The following is a 25,918-nucleotide window of genomic DNA, read 5'->3' as shown; positions in this document are numbered from 1 at the left end:
CGCTTTCAAATGTTATTTTTTGTAAATTCGCCGTCCTAAGGCCGGATAACGGGCTTAACGTCAATTTCTTTTACTTTTCACCTAAAAATCAAATACAAATGGCTTTTGATTTAGATATGATCAAAAAGGTTTACGACCGCTACAGCACACGTGTAGAGGCTGCCCGCAAAGCGACCGGTAAACCCCTAACTTTAACCGAAAAGATTTTATATGCCCACCTTAGTGAAGGCGATGCTCAAACAGCGTTTGGTCGCGGGGTAGATTATGTTGATTTTGCACCAGACCGTGTAGCTATGCAGGATGCTACTGCGCAGATGGCCCTTTTGCAGTTTATGCAAGCTGGTCGCCCGCAGGTTGCTGTTCCATCTACCGTACATTGCGATCACCTTATACAGGCTAAAATTGGCGCTGTTGAAGATTTAAGTACTGCTGTTGACGTTAACCGCGAAGTTTATGATTTCCTGGCCTCCGTATCTGATAAATATGGTATCGGTTTCTGGAAAGCCGGTGCAGGTATCATTCACCAGGTAGTGTTGGAAAACTACGCTTTCCCTGGTGGTATGATGATCGGTACCGATTCACATACACCTAACGCAGGTGGTTTAGGTATGATCGCTATTGGTGTTGGTGGTGCTGACGCTTGTGACGTAATGGCCGGCCTGCCATGGGAACTTAAATTCCCTAAACTGATCGGCGTTAAATTAACCGGTAAACTTTCAGGCTGGACTTCAGCAAAAGACGTTATCCTTCGTGTAGCAGGGATCCTTACTGTAAAAGGTGGTACCGGTGCTATTGTTGAATATTTTGGCGAAGGCGCACGTTCACTTTCTGCAACCGGCAAAGGTACTATCTGTAACATGGGTGCCGAAATCGGTGCTACCACCTCTATCTTCGGTTACGACGAAAAAGCTGCTGCTTATCTTAAAGGTACCAAACGTGCCGATATCGCTGAGCTTGCGGATGCAATTGCTGAGCATTTAACCGGCGATGACGAAGTTTATGCTAACCCTGAGCAATATTTTGACCAGGTTATCGAAATTAACCTATCTGAGCTTGAACCACATGTAAACGGCCCGTTCACACCAGATCTGGCATGGCCTATCTCTAAATTCGCCACGGCGGTTAAAGAAAACGGCTGGCCTACCAAACTGGAAGTTGGTTTGATCGGTTCATGTACCAACTCATCTTACGAAGACATTACCCGTTCGGCTTCTATTGCTAAACAGGCTATTGATAAAAAATTAAAAACCCAGGCCGAATTTACCATTACTCCGGGCTCGGAACTTGTACGTTACACTGTTGACCGCGACGGTTACCTTGCTACCTTTGCTCAAATGGGCGGGGTGGTATTGGCTAACGCATGCGGACCATGTATTGGCCAGTGGGCCCGTCATACTGACGATCCTACCCGCAAAAACTCTATCATCACTTCGTTTAACCGTAACTTCGCTAAACGCCAGGATGGTAACCCTAATACCCACGCTTTCGTGGCATCTCCTGAAATTGTTACCGCATTTGCTATCGCAGGCGATTTAACTTTTAACCCGCTTACCGATACTTTAACCAACGAAGCTGGTGAGCAGGTTAAATTTGACGAGCCGCAAGGCATCGAAATGCCAGTTAAAGGTTACGCGGTTGAAGATGCAGGTTACCAGGCCCCGGCTGAAGATGGCAGCAAGGTTGAAGTGATCGTTTCTCCAACTTCATCACGTTTACAATTGCTTGAGCCGTTTAAAGCATGGGAAGGTACCGATATCACCGGTTTAAAACTGCTGATCAAAGCAAAAGGTAAATGTACTACCGACCATATTTCGATGGCAGGCCCATGGTTGAAATTCCGTGGTCACCTGGATAACATTTCAAACAATATGCTGATCGGTGCTATCAACTACTTTAACCTTACTGCCGATAACGTTAAAAACGAATTAACCGGCGAATACGGCCCTGTACCGGCTACCCAGCGTGCTTACAAAGCAGCAGGTATCGGTTCGATAGTAGTTGGCGACGAAAACTATGGCGAAGGCTCATCACGTGAGCACGCAGCTATGGAGCCACGTCACCTTGGCGTACGTGCCATACTGGTAAAATCATTTGCCCGGATACACGAAACCAACCTTAAAAAACAAGGTATGCTGGGTATTACTTTCGCTGATAACAACGATTACGATAAGATCCAGGAAGATGACACTATCGATATCACCGGCTTAACTACTTTTGCTCCAGGCCAGCAGTTAACCGTAGTGTTACACCACAAAGATGGCTCAACCGAATCATTCCCTGTAAACCACACTTACAATGCTCAGCAAATTGAGTGGTTTAAAGCAGGCGGCGCGTTGAACATCATCCGCAAGCAAATGGCATCTTAATTTCGGATATCGGAATTTTGATTTCGGGTTTAATATTTGAAAGCCTTCCCAGTTGGGGAGGCTTTTTTTGTTGGGTACAGGTCATTCGTGAAGACACCATAGGTGTTCGGAAGATGAAATTATCTCCATTTTAAATAAAAAAATATGTCATTGCGAGCGTAGCGCGGCAATCTCGTAGCCAATGCATGTCCGATCTGCATAGCTACGAGATTGCTTCGTCGTACCTCCTCGCAATGACATGACTTTTTAAACCAGCAATTTCTAAACGACCTTCATCTTCCGAACACCTATGGTGAAGACACAAACGATGGGTAAGTGCTAACATTCCCCCGTTGGCCGTGTCCCCACGGCCAACTATATCCAACAAAAAAGCGCCCGTGGGGACACGGGCGCTGGGGAAAATACAATTTGTTGATCTATGAACCATCAACCATGATCCATGAACTTAAATATTAAAACTTATACCTCACAAACGCTTCCATAGCTTCATATTCGGCAAGGCCGAGGCGGTCATAGCGTTGAGCGGTGTCACGGGTACGGTCTTCGGCACGTACCCAAAACTCCCTTGCATCATCGCCCGGGAATACTGGTGTATCTTTCTGCGATTGGTGTTTAAAGATCGCATTACGCTTCCTGATCACTTCCTGTGGCGATAATGGTACTGCCATCTCTATCTCGTAGGTCTCAAACTCATGCCATGCACCACGGTACATCCACAGCCAGCAATCTTCTACCCAGGCTTCTTTGCCTTTCAGCCTGTCCAATGCTGCCAGTATGATCTTGAAGCATACCAAATGCGTTCCGTTAGGATCTGCAAAATCGCCTGCAGCAAAGATCTGCTGCGGCTTTATTTTTTGTAACAGGTCGATGGTTAGCTGGATATCTTCCTCACCTACCGAGTTCTTTTTGGTTTTGCCTGTTTCGTAAAATGGCAAAGCCATAAAGTGGATATGGTCATCCTGAAGTCCTGCATATCTTGCTCCTGAAATAGCTTCTGTTTTACGGATGAATCCTTTTACGTTCCTAATCTCCTGGGTATCAATTTCGTTTGGCTGTTTGGTTGGGAAGAAAGCGCGCATATCTTCATATGATTTTTGAAGATGGGCAGTGTCTTCGCCAATACTTTTTGTGAAATCGATAGCGAATTCCATGTACCTCAGCACATCATCATCCCAAACAGCTGTGTTGCCTGATGTTTGGTAGGCTACGTGTACGTCATGGCCCTGGTCTACCAAACGGATAAACGTACCACCCATTGAGATCACATCATCATCCGGGTGGGGTGAAAAAATGATGCTTCTCTTTTTGGCCGGCAGTGCCCTTTCCGGTCTTTGTGAATCGTCCGCATCTGGTTTACCGCCCGGCCAGCCCGTGATGGTATGCTGGATCTGGTTAAATATATCAATGTTGATATTGTATACCGGGCCCTGCTCTACCGCCAATTGCGCCATGCCGTGGTTGTTGTAATCTTCTTCCGTTAGTTTCAGTACCGGTTTGTTGATTTCATTGGCTAACCAGATCACTGCTTTCTTTTTTAACTGGCTATCCCATACGCAGTCTTTAACTAACCATGGGGTATCAAACCTTGTCAGTTCTGAGGCAGCATCTGCATCCAATACAAATTCTACATGTTGTGACAGTTGCAGGTAGGTTGCAGGTACGTCGCCAGAGATCTCCCCTTCTACCGCCTTCTTGATGATCGGTGCTTTCTTTTTGCTCCAAGCCATCAGGATGATCTCCCTTGCTTTGAAGATCGTACCGATCCCCATGGTGATGGCTTTTGTTGGCACATCAGCTTTACCACCGAAATCCCGCGCAGCGTCACGCCTTGTCAAATCATCAAGAGTCACCATTCGGGTTCCTGAATTTGGTGCCGATCCCGGCTCGTTGAAGCCAATGTGACCTGTACGGCCGATACCTAAGATCTGAAGGTCTAATCCACCAAGCTCTTCGATCTGTTTTTCGTAAGCAAGGCAGAAGGCTACAACTTCATCTTTATCCAGTGTGCCATCGGGAATATGAACGTTATCTTTTTCTATATCAATATGGCTGAACAAATTATCGTACATAAAAGTCACATAGCTTTGCTGCGCTGTGGGTTTCATCGGGTAGTACTCATCCAGGTTGAAAGTGATCACATTTTTAAAGCTTAAGCCTGCTTCTTTGTGCTGCCTCACCAGTTCGGCATACACCCCTATCGGGGTTACACCGGTGGCAAGGCCCAATACCGCTTTTTCGCCTTTGGCTTGTTTCGAACGGATCAGATCTGCTATCCGGTTCGCTACCGCCACCGAGGCTTCGTGCTGGTTGCTGTACACGCTTACAGGTAACTTCTCGTAACGCGTCTCTTCCAATAAATTTAATCGTGCCATAATTTGTTCAGAACCTATGTGTTATATGTTAAAGTTTAAAAAAGTCGCTATACAAAAAACCCCCGCCGGGGCGAGGATTTTTATCAAACCAATTAACAAAAATGTTTATCCTCACCGACATGAGGGTAAAGTAAATTACGTATAATAATAAGCTGTGCATTATCAATACAAACTTAATAAAACTAAATTTGAATTAAAAGAACTTTTTAAATTATTTTAATAAGTATTTTATCCTGTAAAATGTCATTTAATGACTTTTCTGGTTAAAATTTGCTTATGATACGTATGATTACGATTTTAAAGATCTGGTGAATTGTTAAAGCTGAACGATATTAATTCAATAATTCTTTGTCATTCTGAGTGATAGCGAAGAATCTTCTGCGATATGCAGATTCGCTATACAGGGCGAAGAAGATGCTTCGTTCCTCAGCATGACAAAAGTTTTAAAACACCCAAAAAAGGCAAAAGAGTTCCTGATGGGCAGGTACTCTTTTTGCTAACCAATTATAAAACATAAATCATGAGAGAGAGAAGAGATGCAGGGGTGGAATCGAACCATCCAATTGCTGCCGGCCAGCTCCTGCCATTTAGTTTAAAAATGAACCCCATTTGCAAACTAATCTGTTGCAAATATATAAATATTCTATTAAATCTATATATTTAGTAGGATTTATTCATAAAACATTCATCCTTCTTAAAAACGCATTAATTACCAGACTTTTAATTGGAATATCAACGCTGATCAGGCTTATTGGAACAGATCTTTTCGAAAGGAACAGGGTATTCCTCGCCTAATGATTTCTCATATTCGGCACTAAACTCTTCATAAATTTTCCGGGCATGTTCAATACCTTTGGTGCGGCGCAGGGCCTTAAGCTTAAACTTAATCCCGATATCGTTAAAAGGGTCGATACTTAGCACAACGCGTGAAATTTCCAGTGCTCTTTTATAATCAAGGGCATCGTAAACTTTTTTTATCACCGGCAAAATAACCGGCATCAGCGCTTCTTCATACTCCTGCTTAAAATCATCGAGCCATATTTCGGGGATATGCTGTAAGAGGCCACCGCGGGCAACAAGATCAAAGTGATTAAACACTGCAGGTTCGGCACCATTAGTTTGTTTAAGCGAATCCCTCACCACAAAATAATCGCAGTAAAAACCTTCGGTAATGATAAAGCTATAGGTATCATTCAAAAAGGCAAGTTCCAGTCCGTCAATATCCGAAAGGATATTGCGCAGGTGATTGATGGTTACGCCGCGGATATTCTTGGTTTTGACCACATCTTTATCGGGCCATAATGTAGTAGAGATCCTTTTTGATACAACACCGTTTTTTTCGCGGCTGTTTAACAAAATAAGGATGAACAGCTGTTTAATCTTAGGGCTAAACAGGTAAGTAATATCCCGTTTGTTTTTATCGTAAACTGTAAACTCACCTAACAGGTAAACAGCGTTGACTTTGTTACCAGCCTCATCCTTTTTGTCTGTCTCATCGGTAATTACTTCTTCATTTTCAACAGGTATTGGTTCCTCATCATCTTTTCTTCGCCTGAGGAAAAATGTGACAATGCCAGCCAGTAAAACCAGTGCAGATGCTCCGCCTAAAATCCTGTATAACGTAAAAGTTTTTTTTGGAGGCTCATGAGCAGCCATATAGGCCTCCTGGCTTACGGGAGGTGCAGTAAGCGCAAAGATTTTTATGGCCGAGCGCGATGGGGTTTCAAACTCCTGTGTTGTACAGTAAAACACATCCTGCTTAGCGTTGTAAAACAGGTTATGGTCGGTCTCTATCCGTTCGGATACTACAGGAATGGTGCCGCTCACAATTTGATATGAACCATCTTTTATTGAAAATTTGTACAGGCGTAAACTTGTTTTTGGCCGTTCATGCGGATAACATAACACATAAAGAAACTGCTTATCCTTTGATACGATGAGATTATTGGCCGGCACAAACGCCTCTTCATTCGGCTTTATTTCCCAAAGTTTTTTGATGGTATGATTGCCGAGGTTAACCTGGTACAGATCATAATAATGCATCCCACCCACAACCTGGTTACCCGATTGATTGCCGTAACCACCAAAAATGTAAACATCATTGTTATTATCAGCTGTACTTGCTGCCGAAAAAAAGCGGGGATTGATCACATCGCCGGTAAAGTTTTGCTTCTCCCAGTTATCTGTAGCCTTATCGTATTCAAAAAAGTTATTGTAGTATTTAAAGGACCCGTATCCCCCAAACAAGTAAAAGTTGTTAAAATCTTTATCGTAAAAAATGTTGTGGTGATGCCTTTGTTCAGTGATGGTAGATTTACCGTAAAAATCCCAGTTAAGGCTGTCAAGATTGAAGGAAGCAATACTTGGGCCTGGCTGTGAAGCCCTCAGCACTTCATACAAGTAGCATTTATTCTCCTTAATATTTACAATGCTTTTACCCAGGTGCAGGGGCACACCCAGCTTGCTTTTAAATGGTTTTGACCAAACCGCATCGTGCTCAACATCATAAAGCATGAGCGAATCACTTTTAAAAATAAAGAACTGCTCATTTTTTTCATTGAAGTTAATGCCTGCAACTTCATTAAAAGTGCGCACGAACTTCTGTTTCCAAAAGTATGATTCATTAATGAGCCAGGCCGGGTTATCAACATGGCCTAAGTTATCACCGTCGTCAGTAAAAACATCGTTGCCGGTCCATTCATTAAGCGGGAATGTATAAGTTTTATCATTGTTGCTAACAACCAGGTTTTTGATGGCCATGTTGGGCACGTCCGAATAATGTTCGTTTTTGCCAAAGGTGATCTTAGCTGTTATTTTACCGGTAAAACCCAGTTCCGCTGCACGGTACCATTTCCCGTTTACGGAAATCCCTACTTTGTCTCCTTTGAGATCAAGATCAACTATTACCTTAAACCATTTCCGCCTTTTCAGCATAGCATCGGCAAGTGGAATACTGAGCTTATTGCTCCTGCTATCAATATTGAAGTTGAGGAACGAACCCTGGTTGTAAATAGCGCTCAGGCTGTACGAGTTACCCTTATCATCGGTCAGGTTTAAGATATAGCCAAGGTGCTGGTTATCCCATAATGAAAGGTCAAACCCGATAATTAAACGGTCATGAAATGTTGGCAGATCATCCTTAAAAACCTGGTACGAGGTACGCTTACTCATCAGGCTATCATTTGAACCGAATTGCAAGCCCTGCCCCCTGCTTTTAATTGCAGACAGCAACATAACAAAAAGCAATACAAGCTTATATGCCCTTTTTGAAAGCATTAAAACCTTACTTTTTTTTACCATTTACAATACATGTTTAAACTCGCTGACCAGAGCAGCGTTTCAGGTTAGAATAATGTGCTAAAATATGTATTTTTTGGGTATCGCACGAGGGAGATTTTCATCATTTCGCCTGTTAACTTATTGTACCGGCATAGTTATTTTTAAATCTCAGGATACATTTCAACCAACCGTAAAAAACTTTTTACACAAACGCGTTAAACCTGCTCTAAATGCACCTCAGTGCACTTTTTCAACTATAACCTGCCTATCAAGCACTTATCGTAATAAAAATAATACATTACTTACAAGCTTAAGGGTAGTCATATTAAAACATTTTGCCACAAGGCGGTATTCATACTTGCATTAACGAGTATGTATTAGCCACTACAGGTATAATTTAAAAAAACTATGCCATTGAAAATAAAACATACCATAACGTTCTTTTTTTTGCTCACAGGCAGTTTGTACCTCCATGCACAGGATAGCACGCTGGTGGGCAAATCACTCAGGTGGGATTTGGCTAAGTGTATTGATTATGCCAAAAAGAACAATATTCAAATCAATTCGCTGCGCCTGTCACAGCAAACCAGTCAGCAGGAATATTTGTTGGCCAAAGCCGCCCGCCTGCCCGATCTTTCGGCCACGGGTTCACAAACTTTTGCCCATGGCAATAATTTCAGCAATGGCGATAACGGCAGGCATTCGGGTTATAACATATCCGGCTCGTACGGGGTAAGCTCAAATGTAACGCTTTACAACGGCAGTTATATTAACAACAATATCCAGCAAAAAAACCTGCAGGTACAATCGGCCAACCTGGGCATTTTGCAACAGGAAAACGACATTGTTTTACAGATAACCCAGGCTTACCTCACCGTACTGCTGGATAAAGAAACCATTATTTACAATACCGATCTGCTCAGCACCACCCAGGCCCAGGTTAAATTGGAGCAACAACGATATAACGTGGGTAGCGTAGCCCGTAAAGATCTCATCCAGCTGCAGGCCCAGCAGGCTACCGATCAGTATACACTGGTAAATTCAAAAAACGCTGTTCGTAATGACCTGCTTAACCTGAAGCAATTACTGGTATTACCAACAGACCTGAGTTTTGACATCATGCAGCCCGATACGGTGATTGCTCCCATCGACAGTATTTCATCTTTCCGCGAAGCAGAACAAACGGCCCTGCAAAACCGACCGGAGGTTAAGAATGGTGAGTTAGGCGTTAAGATAGCACAGTTTGATGTAGAGAAAGCAAGGGCGGGCTACAAACCTACGCTTACAGCAGGTGCATCACTTAATACCGGCTATGCCAACGGACAGGGCGTTTCATTCGGCAACCAGATCAATAATAACTTTTATCAGCAGTTAGGGCTTACCCTGGCCATCCCAATTTTCACCAAACGGGTGGTAAAAACCCAGGTTGAAGAAGCAAAGATCAGCGTAAAGCAATCGCAGCTGGATCTTAAAAACACAAAGATAACCTTATCGCAAACGGTTGAGCGCGCTTACATTAATGTACAAAACGCGCGCAGCCAGTTTGACGCCGCCGCCGAAGAATATAAATACAGCAAGGAAAGCTACCGAATTGCCAGCGAACAGCTTAAAGTTGGTGTAGCCAATACGGTTGATTTTTTATTACAGAAAAACCTGTTTGTGCAGGCACAGCAATCATTTGTGCAGGCAAAATACAATGCCCTGCTTACATTAAAGATCTATGATTTTTACAGGGGGGTACCTATTACATTATAATACCGGTTATCATGAAAAGCAGTTATAAAAAGATACTCATTATTGCAGGCATAGTGGCGGTGCTGGTGCTCATCTGGTTCCTGTTTATCAGGAAAAAGGAAGAGCCCATTGTGCTGCAAACCCAAAAGCCAACCAAGGGTTACATAGCCCAAAGCGTAACCGCCACAGGCCGTATTGAGCCGGTTGATACTGTAACAGTAGGTACCCAGGTATCAGGCATTATCAAATATGTTTATGCCGATTTTAATTCGAAAGTTAAAAAAGGCCAGCTTATTGCCGAACTGGATAAATCACTGTTACAGGCCACGGTTGACCAGGCCAAGGGCACATTGCTCAACGCTCAAAGTCAGCTTGTATTTGCGCAAAATAACTTCGGCAGGCAAAACCTGCTGTTTAAAACTGATGCCATCAGTAAGGCCGATTATGACACGGCACTCAACACGCTCAACGCGGCAAAAGCGCAGGTTAAAAGCGCCGAAGCACAGGTACGTTCGGCCGAAAAGAATTTATCCTATGCGGATATCTACTCGCCTATTGATGGCGTGGTGCTTAACCGTAATGTAAGCGTAGGCCAAACCGTAGCTGCAAGTTTCAGTACACCAACGCTGTTTGTATTAGCTAAAGACATCACCAAAATGGAAGTGGAAGCCAATGTGGATGAAGCCGATATAGGCGATGTAAAAGCGGGTGAGCGGTCTTCATTTACAGTAGATGCTTTTATTAACGATCAGTTTGCCGGTACAGTTGAGGATATCAGGCTGCACCCTTCGGTATCATCAAACGTGGTTACTTACACTACCATTATCAACGCACCAAATGATGATATGAAGCTGAAACCCGGCATGACCGCCAGCATCATCATTTACACCAAAGAAGTTAACAACGCCCTCCTGATCCCGGCCAAAGCCTTAAGCTTTACACCCGATTCGGCATTGATGAAGGATTACGAAATAGTAGGTAAGATGGGGCATAAAGGCAATAAGAAAAAAGGCGGGGGCCAGGGCGGAAATACCGCTGCAGGCAATGCCGGAAATGGCGGGGCTAATGATAATACTGCCGCTATGCATACCGCTAAAAGCCGCAAGGACAGCAGCGGTGTAAATAAGCAAACAGCCATTGTATGGGTATTACAGGGTAAAAAGATAGTCCGCAAAAAAATCCAGACCGGCTTAAATGATAATACCCAGGTTGAAGTGCTATCGGGCTTAACTGCCGATGATGCGGTGATCACCGGCGTTACCGGCGGAGCTTCAGGTTCATCAACAGCAGCTGCAAAATCAACCGGCAGTCCGTTTATGCCGCAAAGGCCGCGTGGCGGAGGGGGAGGTCGCCGGCAATGAGCAAAAAGATCTTAGATATCCGCGAGCTGAAACGCGAGTTTCAGATGGGCAGCGAAACCGTGCGCGCGCTTAAAGGGATCTCTTTTGAGGTAGAAGCCGGCGAGTTTTTAACCATTATGGGCAGCAGCGGCAGTGGCAAAACCACCCTGCTCAATATTTTAGGCTGTTTGGATAAACCTTCTATCGGTGATTATTTTTTGGATGGAGTAGATGTAAAAAAACTCTCGCGCGATGAACTGGCACAACTGCGTAACCGTAAAATAGGCTTCGTTTTCCAGGCTTATAACCTGCTGCCACGAACATCAGCATTGGAAAATGTTGAGCTACCATTATTATACAACAAAGAGATCAGCGTAAGCGAACGCCGCGAAAGGGCTATCCATGCGTTGGAAGCCGTAAAACTGGCCGACCGGCTTGACCATACACCAAGCCAGCTTTCGGGCGGGCAGCAGCAGCGTGTGGCCATAGCCCGGGCACTTGTGAACGAGCCGGTAATGATCCTTGCTGACGAAGCTACGGGCAACCTGGACAGCCGCACATCGTACGAAATCATGTCATTGATGCAGGAGCTCAACTCGCAACAGGGTAAAACCATTGTGTTTGTAACGCATGAGCCGGATATCGCTTCTTTCAGTAGTCGAACCATACAACTGCGTGATGGCCGGATCCAGAAGGATACTCAAAACGCCAATCAACGGTCGGCAAAAGAAGTGCTTGCGAGCTTACCAATTACGGATGATTATTAAAGCGAAGCAACCATGAATTTATTTAACCTGATCAGGATAGCTTATAAAGCCCTCTTACGTAACAAACTGAGGGCCTTTTTAACCATGCTCGGTATCATCATCGGTGTGGCATCGGTTATAGCAATGGTAGCTATTGGGCAGGGGTCAAAGCAAAGTATTCACGACCAGCTCTCCAGCATGGGTTCAAACATGATCACTGTGTTACCAAGCAGTAACCTTAACGGCGGTGTACGGATAGCGGGGTCAAGCTTTCAAACTTTAACCCAAAAAGATATCACTGCCCTGCAAAAGGCACAGTACATTACCGAGCTCTCGCCATCCATCACCTCAAAAGGGCAAGCTATTAACGGCGCACTCAACTGGCCAACATCTATCCAGGGGGTTAGTCCCGATTATCTGGATATCCGTAAGCTGAGCCTAAAAGATGGCATCGCATTTACCGAGCAGGATGTAATGACTTCGGCCAAGGTTTGTTTGATAGGGCAAACGGTTATTGACAACCTGTTCCCCAACGGTGAAAACCCGATAGGCAAGGTGATTCGGTTTAACAAGATCCCCTTTCAGATCATCGGCATCCTCAATCCTAAAGGACAAAACGCTTTCGGGCAGGATCAGGACGATATCCTGATAGCGCCTTATACCACCATCCAAAAAAGGATCCTGGCAACTATCTATTACCAAAACATTTACGCCTCGGCAGCAAACGAGCAGGTAACCGACGCTGCTGTAACCGAAATGACCCAGATCCTCCGCGACTCGCACCGCTTGCGCGACAGTGAGGATAACGATTTCACTGTACGTACCCAGGCCGAGCTCATCAATACCCTAAGCTCAACCAGCGGGTTACTTACCGTGCTGCTTACCGTAATTGCCGGCATCTCCCTGGTGATAGGCGGTATCGGCATTATGAACATCATGTACGTTTCGGTAACAGAACGCACCCGTGAGATTGGCCTGCGCATGTCTATCGGAGCCCGCGGAAAAGATATTATGCTGCAGTTTTTAATGGAAGCCATCCTGATCAGTATCACCGGTGGTATTATTGGGGTTGTATTAGGTATTGTATCATCAAACCTGGTTACACTCACCTTGTCATGGCCAACCATCGTTTCAGAATCGTCGGTATTGCTGTCCTTTGTAGTTTGCGCTATTACGGGGATCTTCTTTGGATATTATCCGGCGCAAAAAGCGGCAAGGCTTGATCCTATTGAGGCGTTGAGGTATGAGTAGTATCGGAAACTAAAAAACCATGTCATTGCGAGCGCAGCGTGGCAACCGCATGCTCTACAGAGCGGCTATGCTTCCGTGCGATTGCTTCGTGCCTCGCAATGACATAAAAAACTTAAGACACCGCTCGCCTCTGGCGAGTGGCAACTATTCCCCGGCCTCCGGCCGGTCTGTGCCATGCTATCACCCCGATATTTTAACACTTCCAACCACGACCAAATGTTAAATTTTAGCGATGAAATGTTAAATGTACAGTACTAAATGTTAAATACCTTGCACAACTAACCATTTAGTTATATTTTGGCTTTCATAATCGACCTTATGAAAATCACAATTATTGGACTACTGCTATTTTTCGTGGGCGCAGTAAATTTATCGGCCCAAACCAATTACAACATTAAAGGAACGTTAGCCGATACCGTTGCAAATTCCAAATTAGCAAACGCCAGTATCAGCATTATAACCGCTAAAGATTCCATCCTTCAAAAATTTACCCGCGTTAAAGAAGATGGCACATTTACCATTAACAATTTAAGCAAAGGGAAATTCATTATACTGGCAACCTACCCCGGTTATGCCGATTTTGTAGAGCGTTTTACGTTAGATTCGGCGCATACCACACACGATTTTGGCCGGATCAGCATGCTGCTTAAAGAAAGGCTTTTACAGGAAGTTATCGTAAAAGGCAAAGCAGCTGCCATCAAAATTAAAGGTGATACCACCGAGTTTAACCCGGCAGCTTACAATATCCAGCCTAATTCAAAAGTTGAAGACCTGCTGAAACAGCTCCCCGGTATTGAGGTGGATAAAGACGGCAAGATCACAGCACAAGGCCAAACAGTAAAAAAAGTATTGGTTGATGGTGAAGAATTTTTTGGCGATGATCCTACACTCGTTACCAAAAACCTCCGCGCCGATATGGTGGATAAAGTACAGCTTTATGATAAAAAAAGCGACCAGGCCGCATTTACCGGCATTGATGATGGCGTAAAGGATAAAACTATTAACATTAAACTTAAAGAAGATAAAAAGAACGGCTACTTTGGCAAGCTTGATGGCGGTATAGGTACTGATGGTTATTACCAGGGACAGGCCTTGTTTAACCGGTTCCAGGGCAGGCAAAAGTTTTCGGCTTACGGCACTATAGGTAATACCGGTAAAACAGGCTTAGGCTGGGAAGATAACAACAAGTATGGCGGCGGCGGTAATATGGAGTTTGGTGACGACGGCGGCATTTATATCTTTGGCGGTGGTGGTGATGATCTTGACAGCTTTGGCGGTCAGTATAACGGCGAAGGCAAACCATTGGCGCGCACCGGAGGCCTGCATTATGATACCAAATGGAATAACGATAAAGAATCATTAAATACCAATTATAAGATAGGCTCGCTTACAGTTGATGGCACCAAGAATACCCAGCAGCAAAATAACTTTCCGGGCAACATTTCAAACAGCAACAGCGATCAAACCAATCATAACTACCTGTTTCGTCAAAAACTGGATTTAAATTACCAGGTAAAACTCGACTCGATGCAGAACCTGAAGATCACTGCCGACGGCACATTGAGAAATAGTGATACCCGAAGCAGTTTCACCACGAAAACCCGCCGCCTTGATGGCAGCCTCATCAACAGTAACGACCGTGACAACAGCGCCAATGTTGATAGCAAGGTATTTAATGCCAATGCCTTCTATACCAAAAAATTCAAAAAGAAAAGCCGTACACTATCGATAAACTTTAAAACGGCTTACAACGAAAGTGATTCCAAAGGGTTCTTAAAATCCAACACGCAGTTCTATGATTCGGTTGGCGTGTTTGCCAACAAAGACACCCTCGATCAATACAAGGCAAATAAAACCAAAAGTACTAACATCAATACGAACGTAACCTATACCGAGCCGTTAGCAAAAGATTTCACCCTCGCCATTAGCTATGCTTTAGCTGTAAACAATGCCACCGCCGACAGGCGTACTTTCAATAAACCGGCTAACACAGCTACCGTTTACACCGCTTTAGACAGTGTTTACAGCAGCGATTACAAACTGAACCAGCTGTCAAACCAGGGAGGTGCAGTATTTAACCTGCAAAAAGCCAAATATTCGTTCAACTTCGGCACCAAGGTTGCAGGCGTAAAATTTAAACAGGTTGATGAATTTGGGCACATTCCCGACCTTACACGTAACTTTACCAACTGGTACCCGCAGGCTTCGTTCCAATATAAATTCACCAAGCAATCAAGCATCCGTGTGAGCTACAACGGTAATACCACGCAGCCCAATATTGATCAGATCCAACCTGTCAGGGTAAACACCGACCCATTAAACATACAGGTAGGTAACGCCGGATTAAAGCCGTCGTTTACCAACAGGTATAACATCAGCTATAACTCTTACAAGGTGATCAGCAACCAGTATATCTGGATCAGCGGATCATACTCTACTACCAGTAACCCGATTGTAAGCAATGTAATGCGTGATACTACCACCGGTATCAGTACTTATCAATCATCAAACCTTAAAAATAAATCAACCAGTAATTTTTGGGTAAATAGTTATTTTGAAAGAAAGATTCCCGGCCTGGACATTAATGCAGGTTTTGAATTATCCGGTAATGGTAATACTTACTATAACCTTTCAAACGATGTGCTTAACGAAACTAAATCATATAGTTATTCGGGCAGCATCAGGCTATCTAAATATAAGGAAAAAAAGTACGATGCCTGGATCTCGGCGGGACCTTCTTATACTATCAACTCATCATCTCTTAATACTATACTGACTAACAACGGCCGCGGATTTAATGCCAACGGAGGGTTCAACGTTTACCTGCCCGGCAAATTCCAGATCGGCTCAGATGGCAACTATACCTATAACGCGCCAACAAAATCATTCCCACAAGATTTCAGACGCTTCCTGCTGAATGCTAACATATCCAGAACATTCATGAAAGATGCCCTGAAAGCTACCGTATCGGGTAATGATCTGCTAAATCAAAATACCGGCTATAACCGTACGGGATCGGCCAATGTACTTACCCAGGAGCGTTATACTACTATCAGGAGATATTTTATGTTTTCATTAACCTGGGATTTTAACAAAGTTGGAGGCGGTGCACCTAAAAAATAACCTATCATGAAAAAGATTTTAACCATAACAACTATACTGCTATTCAGCACAAACCTCTTACTGGCGCAGGGCAACAAGCACTTTACCTTTCACGGCACCATTGAGTATGATAAATCATCAAATATGTGGGCAATGCTGCAAAAAATGATTAATAAGGATAATGAAGCCTGGTATCAGCCCATGTATGATCAGTACAAAAAAAGCAAGCCACAGTTTAAGGTATTGAAAAGCACCCTAAAATTTGGTAATAACCAAACCTTGTTCACCCCTATAGAGCCGGAATACACACCAAACAACTTTGGGGATGAATTGCCGATGGCTATCCAAAACAATACCATATTTACTGATTTTAATACGGGGATAAGTACAAGTCAAAAAAAGGTGTTTGAAGAAACCTTTTTAGTAAAGGATACTACCCGCCACATTAAATGGAAGTTAACCGGCGAAACCCGGGACATTGCAGGCTATACATGCCGCAGGGCAAACGGGCTGATTCTTGATTCGATTTATGTGGTTGCTTTTTATACCGACGAGATTCCTGTTTCAGGTGGGCCTGAATCATTTAATGGTTTACCGGGCATGATATTGGGTGTTGCCCTGCCGCACGAAAACATAACCTGGTTTGCCACCAAAGTTACCGAACAACCGGTAGATGAAAAATCGCTCATCGCGCCTAAAAAGGGAAAAGCAGGTAATAACAAAAGCTTCCTTACCGTACTGCAAAATGCCATGAAAGACTGGGGGGAGACTTATGCGAAGCAGTATTTAAAAGGGTTTTCGTTGTAAAGGAGGCCACTGATTTCTACAACATGTCATTGCGAGCGATAGCGTGGCAATCGCATACTATACAGAGCGGCTATGCTTCCGTACGATTGCTTCGTTCCTCGCAATGACATATTTTTATCCCCGCGTCCGTGTCCTTACGGGCGCTTTTTTTATGGTACGTAGGTTGACCGTGAGGACACGGTCAACGGGGGGATATTTTTATTTTTTATGCGTTAGCCAGCGCCCTGTCTAAATGCACATAACCGCCATCAACATAAATTAACTGACCGGTGGTATGGCTTGATAAAGGCGACAATAAAAACGCTACGGTGTTGGCAATTTCTTCGGATGTGGTCATCCGGTTGCCGAGCGGAATTTTTGATTCGATCTCTTTTAGTTTTGCTTCAGGATCGGGCAAGGTTTTGATCCAGTTGGCGTAAAGCGGAGTCCAGCACTCAGCTACTACCAGCGCATTTACACGGATCCCATATTTCAGCAATTCAACTGCCCATTCGCGGGTAAGCGCGTTACGTCCACCGTTTGATGCCGCATAACCTGAAGTATGCCCCTGGCCGGTATCGGCTGTTTTTGAGGTAATGTTGAGGATAGCTCCTTTTGATTTTTTTAGTTCGGGCAGGACATGGTGGGCCATCAGGTAGTAGTGTACCATATTTTTATGCAGGGAAGCAATGAAGCCCTCGTAATCACCGCTTTCCAAACCAACGCCATCATTTACACCGGCATTGTTCACCAATCCGTCGATGCGGCCCAGTTTGGCCACCACTTCGTTCACCGCGTTTTCGCTTGCTTTAGGATCGGTAAGTTCGGCCACCACCTGGTATGCTTTATGGCCTGCTGCTTCAACAGCCTGAACCACTTTCAGATTATCTGCCTCACTCCTGCCTACAATAACCGGGATAGCGCCTTCAGCAGCTAATACTTTCACTATGCCCTCGCCTATACCCTTGGCCCCGCCGGTAACTATGATTACCTTATCTGTAAGTTGTAAATTCATTTTAGTATGATGATAGATATATTAATGACTGCCGACCATTGCCAGCTTTTTAACTTTATGATTATTAATAGCAAATATCAAAATGCCAAGAAAGCAGAAGCCCGGCACTATATACGCCATCTGAATGTTATGTGTAGCATCCGATACCCTACCCATGATCACCGGGAATATAGCACCGCCTACAATCCCCATGATCACCAGAGATGAACCGAGCTTAGTTTTGGCGCCAAGTCCACGAATACTTAAGGAGAAAATAGTTGGGAACATAATTGACATGAAGAACCAGGTACACATTAGCGCGTAAACAGCAACTTCGCCTTTTAACGTTACGGCCATAGCTATCAGGAAAATGTTGATAACGGCATAAGTAATGAGCAGCTTAACCGGGTTGAAATAACGCATGAGCAATGTACCGATAAACCTGCCTGCCATGAAACCTGCGGAAGCAATGGTAAGATAAAACGATGCCGGTTTTTCAGCAAATCCGGCTACTTTTTCGGAATAACGGATAAAGAAGCTGCTTACACCAGCCTGTGCACCAACATACAGAAATTCTGCCAAAATGCCGGCCCTTAAACTTTTTACCTTTAACAGTTCCGCTATTCTTGCACCAAGCGGGCGGTTATCATTAACTGCTTCATGGCTGGTTTCTTCAACAATTGGCGGGAAGTGGGTGCGATAAATTAAAAATGCAACAACAAGCACTGCGATGCCTATTACAATAAATGGCAATTGCACAGACGAAGCTTCGTGGTTAAGATATTCGTTCAGTTGATCGGGCGACATTTTGCTCGACTCTGCATCCGTTAATACCTTGCCCGAAAGAATGTATTTCCCACCGATCAATGGAGCCAGAGTAGCGGCCAAACCGTTAAAGGACTGTGAAAAATTGATACGTCTTTCGGCGCCTGCCGGGTCACCCAAAACAGTGATATAAGGATTCGCCGCTGTTTCCAAAAACGCTGCTCCCGAAAACACGATGAACAGTGCAGCTAAAAAGAACGAATAGTTACGTACCGCAGCCGCAGGGAAAAACAGGAACGCGCCTGTAGAAAAAAGTATCAAACCTAAAATGATCCCCCCTTTGTAGCCATATTTTTTCATGAACTGCGCGGCAGGGATAGGCAATATAAAATAAGCGATGTAGGAAGCCGAATCAATCAATGAGGATTGAAGGTCATTAAGCTGGCAGGCTTTTTTTAAGTGCGGAATTAAGATCGGGTTAAGATTGAGCGCGAACCCCCAGATGAAGAACAGGGAAGTAATTAATGCTACTGCGAACAGGGCGTTGTTTTTTGACATTAGTGTTTATGGTTGATATATATTGATCTGTTATTTAAATGTTGCTGAAATATCATCCAGGGAGATCCCCAGCGTTTTTAATGCTATTTTATTTAATGCAGCTTTATTGCCTGTAAAGTGGAATACACTATGTTTATGCGTAAATTTTTCGCCGGGTTTAAGGAATGCGGCAGGTGATACGCTTTCTATCTCATAAAAAGGCCCCATCTGTTTACCATCGGCCAGCGGCCCATCGTTGTAGGCATTTACCGCGTCACCGCTATAAGGTGCTGTATCCGTTTTCCATTCCTGGTTTAGATAGGAAGCGGTGCTATCTACATCAAAAACGGTTATGGTTAAAACCTCGTTTTCAGCATCGTAGCTGCCGGCTATGTTTTTTGCCCGGTTTGGCGGGATACCCAGTTTACCCCGGCTTTTAGCATCGGCTTTAAACAGCAGGATCCCATTTTTATAAGTGATCCTGTCTTTTGGGATCTCACCAAAATAATTGGTAGTAGCTACTTTACCAGTGGCTTTTTCATTATACGGAACTACGATCACCACTTTGGGCGATGGCGTAAACATATCCAGATTCCACAAGCATGGTGCGCCGCTGGTTTTATCCCAGGCTTTATCACCGGCATTAATAATTGTATTTACCGTATTGAAGCCTACCGATTTTACTGCTTTATCTTCATCTATACCCAAGGTTTGCCTGATGGTTTCCGGCTCCATGATCTCCACATCACGCTCCAGCTTAATTGATAGATCGGTACCGGCATAATTTTGCAGATGCGTGCTTTTGCTCATGGATACTTTTTTATCCGATGAGGAGATCAAGTCCCAGCTTTCGTTATCAACCGCAGCAGGCGTATGCCAATTGGCAAATTCCATTTTGGTGCCGGGCTTAAAGAACAGCGAAAATTGCCCGCCTTCCGGCCCAAGCCACAGGCGATCTTCACCGCCAAAAGCATTCATGTGCGGGTCGGGCTGTTTCAGATCGAATGTTTCATATTTGATCCATCCGAAGCTTTTGCCGTTTAATCCTTCAGCTGTCGAGGTAAAAACCTTTGCCTGGTATTTTGGCGAAACGATGACCTGTCCCAAACCGCTGTTATCCCTTAAAACGATAACACTATCCTTCGCTTTTAAAAAATCAAGATCAGATCCAAAAGTTCCTTTCATTGGTAATTGAGGGTTGCGCATAGTACATGACGCTAAACCGGCAAGCAGCAAAACAAATGATGACTTTTTTAAAAGCTGCATCATACCGTTATTTATGTTTGGGATTTAAACCGATCACGTTTACCATCGTTCCGATATGATCTATGCTAATCTCCACTACATCGTCTGCCTGCAAAGTAAAGCTTGGCGGCGGTACCAGGCAGGTACCCGTCATCAGAAAGCATCCGTTAGGAAAATCGCATTCGCTGTATAAATAACCGGTAAGTTCGGTAAAGGAACGTTTAATGCGCGATACGGTTGTTTCATCTTCAAAAACCAACTCACCGGCACGTTTAATGTTCATGCTAATTACCGTTTCGCCGGGGATAGCCGACGATGTAACATAAAGGCATGGCCCAAGCGCGGCACTTTTTTCATATACTTTAGCCTGCGGCAGGTACAGGGCGTTTTCTCCCTCTATACTGCGCGAGCTCATATCATTGCCAATAGTGTATCCCTGGATATTTCCTTTTGCGTTGACAAACAAGGTAAGTTCGGGCTCAGGAACATTCCATTCCGAATCTTTGCGGATATAAACCTCGCCCTTATGGCCGGATACGCGATGGGCAAGCGCCTTGAAGAAAAGCTCGGGACGGGGAGCATCATAAACCTTATCATACAGGCTCGCACCGGTTTCAGATTCCTCCATGCGGGCATCGCGGCTGCGTAAATAAGTTACGCCTGCTGCCCAAACTTCCTGGCTGCCTATCGGCGGCAGTATTTTGCCGTTTAAATGTTCGTTCTCTACCTCGGTACTTAAAGCCGTAGTCTCCGTAGTGATCAATTCCAAATAGGCGGCTAAACCGTCACGGTTGATCAATTTATCCCATTCATCATCAATAATATATGATGAACCGTTATGCTGCAGTAAGCTACCTTTGGCAAGTTTATATAATTTCATTAGTTTACTTCCAGTTCGTCTTTTGAGGGAAATTTAGGGAAAGGGCCGTGTTCGCCGGTTTGATACCAGAACACAGTTGAAGCAATATCGTCCTGCAAAGGCATATACCGCCCATCATGCCGCCAGCCTAATGCCTGTATGGTAACCTTTAAACTTTTTTCAAAGCGGATAGGATCTACAATGTGCCAGCGGTACAAGCCGAAGCGTTGCGCAATATTATAATGCCCGTCGCCACGGATCACCTGCGGCAATCCACTATAAGGGCTGCAAAATTCGGTGTATTCGGTGCCTGGTTTTTCCTTACCGTCGGCATCCTTGTGCCGGGTATCAAAATCGTATGATCCGCAAAAATAATCCTCCGTGCCGGTACCGTTTATCGTAGGGAATTTAGTATCGCCATCCATAAAAAACTTGATCTCACCTTCGCCCCACCAGCCGTTTTTATTGGAGCCATAAGCAATATAAGTACCCACGTATTGCCCTTTGCCTTTAATGCTATCCACCAAAACATAATCTTTTTTATATGGCAGCGGATTTACCCGGCGAAACTGCGCGTGGAAATAACCTGCATCTTCGGGTACATCGGTCAAAGTATAATCAACCTGGTAATATAACACCATATCCTCATCGTCAATGTTTTCCATAGTAATCCGGCATTTTTTGCGAAAAGGCATTGGCCAGTAACAATTGAAAGCACTGCCAGGATTAACTGCTACAGCCAGCGATTGAACAGGTGCGTATTCCCCCCAGCCCATGCAAAAGAAATCCCCTACAGGTACCTCAACAGATGGGGTAGTTTCATCATCCCAATAAAAACGAAGTATAGAATAACGCCAGTTTCCGGTAGGTGTCATCCAGATATGCTGAATTGCACCGGAACCATTTATTTCGCCAACGGTAAAAGTTGTATGTTTTTTAATGATAACGCTTGGGCTTACTTTCCAGGTCTGCCCCAGATCTCGCGAGGCATTGGAGCCGGTGCCTGTAGTGGCCATGCCGCCCTTGCCTTTTTCACCTGTAAAGTTTTCCGGACTGATTGACCTTGTTTTAGCATCTGATACGCGGTAAAGGTTTCCGAGCCCGACATCAAGGCCATTAAATTTCTGCTGTGCATTAACAGACGAAGCAACAATAACAAACAGGCAGATCGTTAAAAAATAATTTTTCACCATAAAATTTATCTTTAAAATCAATTAACGCAGTAATTGGTAATGCGCTCCAGGTTTATTTGTTTATGCTTCAGGCCTTGTTTAAAAGCCATTCACAATCATATTGATAATTTTTCGCTATCCATACCGCTTTATAAGCATAACATGCGCTTATTTTGGCATGGCTTATTTGCTGGTTGATAAAGCTAAATTAAAATTTATTAAATAAATGCCCTATGCCTGTAAAAAACAGGATAGATTAATTGTCCATCTCTGCGTAATGAGCTAAATAAACCACATTTTTGCATATGCCGCTCAATCTGATACTTAACAATCTGGAAAAACACATCCATTTAACCCGCGAAGAGCAGGAAATTTTCACGGCCTATTTGCAGCCTAAAAAAGTAAAGCGGAAGCAATTTTTGCTTACTTATGGCGAGGTGTGCAAGTATTCGGCTTTTGTAACAGCCGGATGTTTAAGGGGCTATACTGTAGATAAAAGCGGCATTGAACACGTACTAAGTTTTGCCCCTGCCGATTGGTGGATAGCCGATATGTATAGCCTGATTTCACAAAAACCCGGCATCCAGAACATCGAGGCGCTGGAAGATACTGATGTGCTGCTGCTTTCTAAAGCAAACCAGGAAAAACTGTATATACAGATCCCTAAATTTGAACATTTTTTCAGGATCCTGACTGAAAACTCATTGGTAGCCAGTCAGCAGAGGCTAATCGACAGCCTGAGCCTTACTGCCGAGGAGCGTTATAATAATTTTTGTAAACGCTATCCTACCCTGATTGATCACTTGCCCCAAAAACAAATTGCCTCCTACATTGGTGTAACCCCCGAATTTTTTAGCCGGATGAAAGGTGTGATGGTGAGGAAGAGGTGAGTGCGTGGTTGATTGAGTTGATTAGGTGAGTGGTTTATGCGCGGTAAACTATTTTCTATTCACCATATCACTATTCACCTATTTTTTAACTATTCTCAACTCACCTAATCAACCACTCACCAATTTCTTAACCTACATCAAGTGCCGCCAGGCAACTCCCCTTTAACTTTGTATTACAATTTAAAGGAAACACACAATGGCACAGACCGTTTTACATAAAGCCAATACCCGCGGGCATGCAGACCACGGATGGCTGCACAGTTACCAATCATTCAGTTTTGCAGGTTATTATAACCCACAGCGGATGAACTTTGGCGCTTTAAGGGTATTGAACGATGATACCGTTGATCCGGGCATGGGTTTTGGCAAACACCCGCACGATAATATGGAGATCATTTCTATCCCGCTGGAAGGCGACCTGGAGCACAAGGATAGTATGAACAATGTGGCTGTTATCAAAAACGGCGATATCCAGGCCATGAGTGCGGGTACCGGAATTTTCCACAGCGAATATAACTTTGACCGCAGCAGCGAAGTTAAATTTCTGCAGATCTGGATCTATCCCAACAAAAGGAATGTTGAACCACGTTACGACCAGATCTCGTTAAATCTGGAAGACAGGCACAATAAACTACAACAGATATTGTCGCCAAACCCGGATGATGCCGGTGTATGGATCCACCAGGACGCATGGTTTCACCTGGGCAAATTTAATAAAGGTGTAAGTACCGAATATACTATCAAAAAAGAAGGCAACGGTGTTTATGCATTTGTTTTAAGCGGAGAAGTGATTGTCAATGGAGAAACATTAAGCTCACGCGATGCTTTAGGTATTTGGGACACTGACAAGTTTACAATTGAAGCGGGTACCGATGCCGAATTTTTACTGATTGATGTACCAATGAAATTTTAAGATCATGGAAAAGACACAGATCCTGGTAATTGGCCGTCACCCAGAAATATTGGCCACTGTAGTAAGGCTTGTAAATAATAATCCTAATTGGAACGCAACCGGCTGCCTCAGCGATGAGGAAGCCATTGCGGCATTCAGCTCGGAGGATTTTAAAGTAGTGCTATTAGGCGGCGGCGTTGATGAAACATCGGAAGGCAAATTGAACGAATACTTCTGCACCCAAAAACCGGATATCAAGATAGTACAGCATTTTGGCGGAGGTAGCGGGCTGCTTAGTGCCGAGATTTTTGAGGCCTTAGGCAGTAACTAACTTAATGGCTGCTGTAACCTGAAGCAGAACACCTGAACAACCACTGCTACATCCGCTCCCTCACCGCTGTGGCATCCATGCCCTGAATGATCAGAATGGCCATGATGCCATAGTGATCACCACTATCAGCACCATACGTTACCGAAAGCACCCTTCCTTTTGCGAACCGGCCTTTTTCAGGTGGTTTTACATTTCTTTTGCATCAGGACGCTCCTCAACATTGATTTTGCCATTTACAATCTCCAGATCATCGATAGTTAGCTTATCAATATGCATATGGCCAAATGAGGCTTTTTTAACAGATAGCCGCCCAAGATAAAACGCACCAACAGCTATTGACCCGATCGCAATGCACCCCAATGCAAACGCTCCTGTTACACCAGCACCTATTGCCCTTGCTCCCAATGCATAAGCGCCTGTCGCCTTAGCGCTCGCTACCTTCTTATTCATATCTTTTGTCCACATGATCTTGTTTTTTATGTTTAGTATTACTATCCTGACTCGTGTTCTTTTTTATAACAAATCCTTTGTTAAAGAGTTGATAACCGAACGTTTTTTTTATGACAAGCGGCGGAAGCACATCATCGAATATATTTGTATAGAATAAGCGAACACCTCATTAAAATCCTATAAATTATACGCTCCGATACGGCAGATGTAAATGACCGATAGCTAACGGTGCTTTTTAGATTTTTTCGGATCGTTCAGGACGACAAAAGGGAAAGGAATTTCATTAACAAATCACCTACAGGTGTTGCGGGAGTGCTGAAACAAGTTGGCCCTGCCACGAAAGTTCATTTAAAGTGATGGTTTCATCAGGGCGTTACCTTCGGCCGGGCTATACGCTCATACGCCTGCAGGCCTTACTCACATTGGCCGGTATCCGCTCCTATCCCTAACGCGGGGGATGGTGAGTGGTGAAAAGCTGTTTGCATTCAACATTTATTTTCTGTCATGTTGAGCGATAGCGAAACATCTTCTTCGCTTTGTTTAGAGGCTATGCACGGCGGCTCAGCCTAATGCAGAAGATCCCTCACTGCGTTCAGGATGACAAAGGGAAAAGTGGAACAGTAGCGGGGAGGGGTATGGAAAGGGTTCCGGGGGCCCTGGATCTGGAAGAGCAAAGCGTGTTCAACGCAAAAAGCCTTAGTTGTTGACTAAGGCTTTAGCATTTGTTGCACCATTAAAGGTGATAAAGGTTGGCACCGACCTACTCTCCCACGTTTTACCGCAGTACCATCGGCTCTGGCGGGCTTG

The 25,918-nt window shown here is 44.2% G+C and carries 18 protein-coding genes; 10 read left to right on the top strand and 8 right to left on the bottom strand.

Features of this window, described 5'->3' with window-relative positions:
• Window positions 1-98: 98 nt before the first annotated feature.
• Window positions 99-2,366 (top strand): aconitate hydratase, encoded by a 2,268-nt coding sequence (locus ACFFGT_RS27390; RefSeq protein WP_377025699.1) that lies wholly within the window; start codon window positions 99-101, stop codon window positions 2,364-2,366.
• A 452-nt stretch (window positions 2,367-2,818) separates the two neighbouring features.
• On the opposite strand, the gene nagB is transcribed toward ACFFGT_RS27390, so the two are convergent.
• Both nagB and ACFFGT_RS27380 read right to left on the bottom strand, forming a co-directional pair.
• Window positions 2,819-4,738, bottom strand: coding sequence for a glucosamine-6-phosphate deaminase (nagB, locus tag ACFFGT_RS27385; RefSeq protein ID WP_377025698.1), 1,920 nt, complete (start codon window positions 4,736-4,738; stop codon window positions 2,819-2,821).
• A 732-nt stretch (window positions 4,739-5,470) separates the two neighbouring features.
• On the bottom strand, window positions 5,471-8,038 hold the full coding sequence (locus ACFFGT_RS27380; RefSeq protein WP_377025697.1) for a Kelch repeat-containing protein: 2,568 nt from the start codon (window positions 8,036-8,038) through the stop codon (window positions 5,471-5,473).
• A gap of 387 nt (window positions 8,039-8,425) precedes the next feature.
• Here ACFFGT_RS27380 and ACFFGT_RS27375 point away from each other — a divergent pair, with 387 nt between their 5' ends.
• The 6 genes from ACFFGT_RS27375 (at window position 8,426) to ACFFGT_RS27350 (ending at window position 16,997) form a co-directional block, all read left to right on the top strand.
• Entirely contained in the window at window positions 8,426-9,772 is a 1,347-nt protein-coding gene (locus tag ACFFGT_RS27375; protein ID WP_377025696.1) for a TolC family protein, read from the top strand.
• A gap of 11 nt (window positions 9,773-9,783) precedes the next feature.
• Window positions 9,784-11,112, top strand: a complete 1,329-nt coding sequence (locus tag ACFFGT_RS27370; RefSeq protein WP_377025695.1) for an efflux RND transporter periplasmic adaptor subunit — start codon at window positions 9,784-9,786, stop codon at window positions 11,110-11,112.
• Window positions 11,109-11,858, top strand: coding sequence for an ABC transporter ATP-binding protein (locus ACFFGT_RS27365; protein ID WP_377025694.1), 750 nt, complete (start codon window positions 11,109-11,111; stop codon window positions 11,856-11,858). Before ACFFGT_RS27370 ends, ACFFGT_RS27365 begins: the two co-directional genes overlap by 4 nt.
• 12 nt (window positions 11,859-11,870) lie before the next feature.
• Window positions 11,871-13,088 (top strand): ABC transporter permease, encoded by a 1,218-nt coding sequence (locus tag ACFFGT_RS27360; RefSeq protein ID WP_377025693.1) that lies wholly within the window; start codon window positions 11,871-11,873, stop codon window positions 13,086-13,088.
• 318 nt (window positions 13,089-13,406) lie between these two features.
• Window positions 13,407-16,211, top strand: coding sequence for an outer membrane beta-barrel family protein (locus ACFFGT_RS27355; RefSeq protein WP_377025692.1), 2,805 nt, complete (start codon window positions 13,407-13,409; stop codon window positions 16,209-16,211).
• A 6-nt stretch (window positions 16,212-16,217) separates the two neighbouring features.
• Window positions 16,218-16,997, top strand: a complete 780-nt coding sequence (locus tag ACFFGT_RS27350; RefSeq protein WP_377025691.1) for a GLPGLI family protein — start codon at window positions 16,218-16,220, stop codon at window positions 16,995-16,997.
• Window positions 16,998-17,202: 205 nt separating this feature from the next.
• Here the strand turns inward: ACFFGT_RS27350 and ACFFGT_RS27345 are convergent, their stop codons facing one another.
• Genes ACFFGT_RS27345 through ACFFGT_RS27325 form a run of 5 tightly spaced genes read right to left on the bottom strand, consistent with a single transcriptional unit; the run spans window position 17,203 to window position 22,569 of the window.
• The gene (locus tag ACFFGT_RS27345; RefSeq protein WP_377025690.1) at window positions 17,203-17,991 is read right to left on the bottom strand and encodes an SDR family oxidoreductase; all 789 of its coding nucleotides are present in this window, start codon (window positions 17,989-17,991) and stop codon (window positions 17,203-17,205) included.
• A 21-nt stretch (window positions 17,992-18,012) separates the two neighbouring features.
• Window positions 18,013-19,293, bottom strand: a complete 1,281-nt coding sequence (gene fucP / locus ACFFGT_RS27340; RefSeq protein ID WP_377025689.1) for an L-fucose:H+ symporter permease — start codon at window positions 19,291-19,293, stop codon at window positions 18,013-18,015.
• 30 nt (window positions 19,294-19,323) lie between these two features.
• On the bottom strand, window positions 19,324-20,541 hold the full coding sequence (locus ACFFGT_RS27335) for a DUF6786 family protein (RefSeq protein WP_377025688.1): 1,218 nt from the start codon (window positions 20,539-20,541) through the stop codon (window positions 19,324-19,326).
• 4 nt (window positions 20,542-20,545) lie between these two features.
• Window positions 20,546-21,397: a fumarylacetoacetate hydrolase family protein gene (locus ACFFGT_RS27330; protein ID WP_377025687.1), complete on the bottom strand. Its 852-nt coding sequence runs from the start codon at window positions 21,395-21,397 to the stop codon at window positions 20,546-20,548.
• Entirely contained in the window at window positions 21,397-22,569 is a 1,173-nt protein-coding gene (locus ACFFGT_RS27325) for a glycoside hydrolase family 172 protein (RefSeq protein ID WP_377025686.1), read from the bottom strand. The genes ACFFGT_RS27330 and ACFFGT_RS27325 overlap by 1 nt, the downstream gene beginning before the upstream one ends.
• Window positions 22,570-22,853: 284 nt before the next feature.
• Here ACFFGT_RS27325 and ACFFGT_RS27320 point away from each other — a divergent pair, with 284 nt between their 5' ends.
• The 3 genes from ACFFGT_RS27320 (at window position 22,854) to ACFFGT_RS27310 (ending at window position 24,661) form a co-directional block, all read left to right on the top strand.
• Window positions 22,854-23,438 carry a Crp/Fnr family transcriptional regulator gene (locus ACFFGT_RS27320; RefSeq protein WP_377025685.1) on the top strand — a complete coding sequence of 195 codons (585 nt, stop codon included), beginning with the start codon at window positions 22,854-22,856 and terminating at the stop codon, window positions 23,436-23,438.
• 196 nt (window positions 23,439-23,634) lie between these two features.
• Window positions 23,635-24,351 (top strand): pirin family protein, encoded by a 717-nt coding sequence (locus ACFFGT_RS27315; protein ID WP_377025684.1) that lies wholly within the window; start codon window positions 23,635-23,637, stop codon window positions 24,349-24,351.
• 4 nt (window positions 24,352-24,355) lie between these two features.
• Window positions 24,356-24,661, top strand: a complete 306-nt coding sequence (locus tag ACFFGT_RS27310; RefSeq protein ID WP_377025683.1) for a hypothetical protein — start codon at window positions 24,356-24,358, stop codon at window positions 24,659-24,661.
• 186 nt (window positions 24,662-24,847) lie between these two features.
• On the opposite strand, the gene ACFFGT_RS27305 is transcribed toward ACFFGT_RS27310, so the two are convergent.
• Window positions 24,848-25,126 carry a hypothetical protein gene (locus ACFFGT_RS27305; RefSeq protein WP_377025682.1) on the bottom strand — a complete coding sequence of 93 codons (279 nt, stop codon included), beginning with the start codon at window positions 25,124-25,126 and terminating at the stop codon, window positions 24,848-24,850.
• Between the last annotated feature and the right edge of the window lie 792 nt (window positions 25,127-25,918).

The sequence above is a fragment of the Mucilaginibacter angelicae genome (assembly GCF_042434235.1).
GTDB classification, from domain to species: domain Bacteria; phylum Bacteroidota; class Bacteroidia; order Sphingobacteriales; family Sphingobacteriaceae; genus Mucilaginibacter; species Mucilaginibacter angelicae.
The sequence above is the reverse complement of the archived record's forward strand: the minus strand, read 5'-3'. Positions and strand labels throughout refer to the sequence as shown.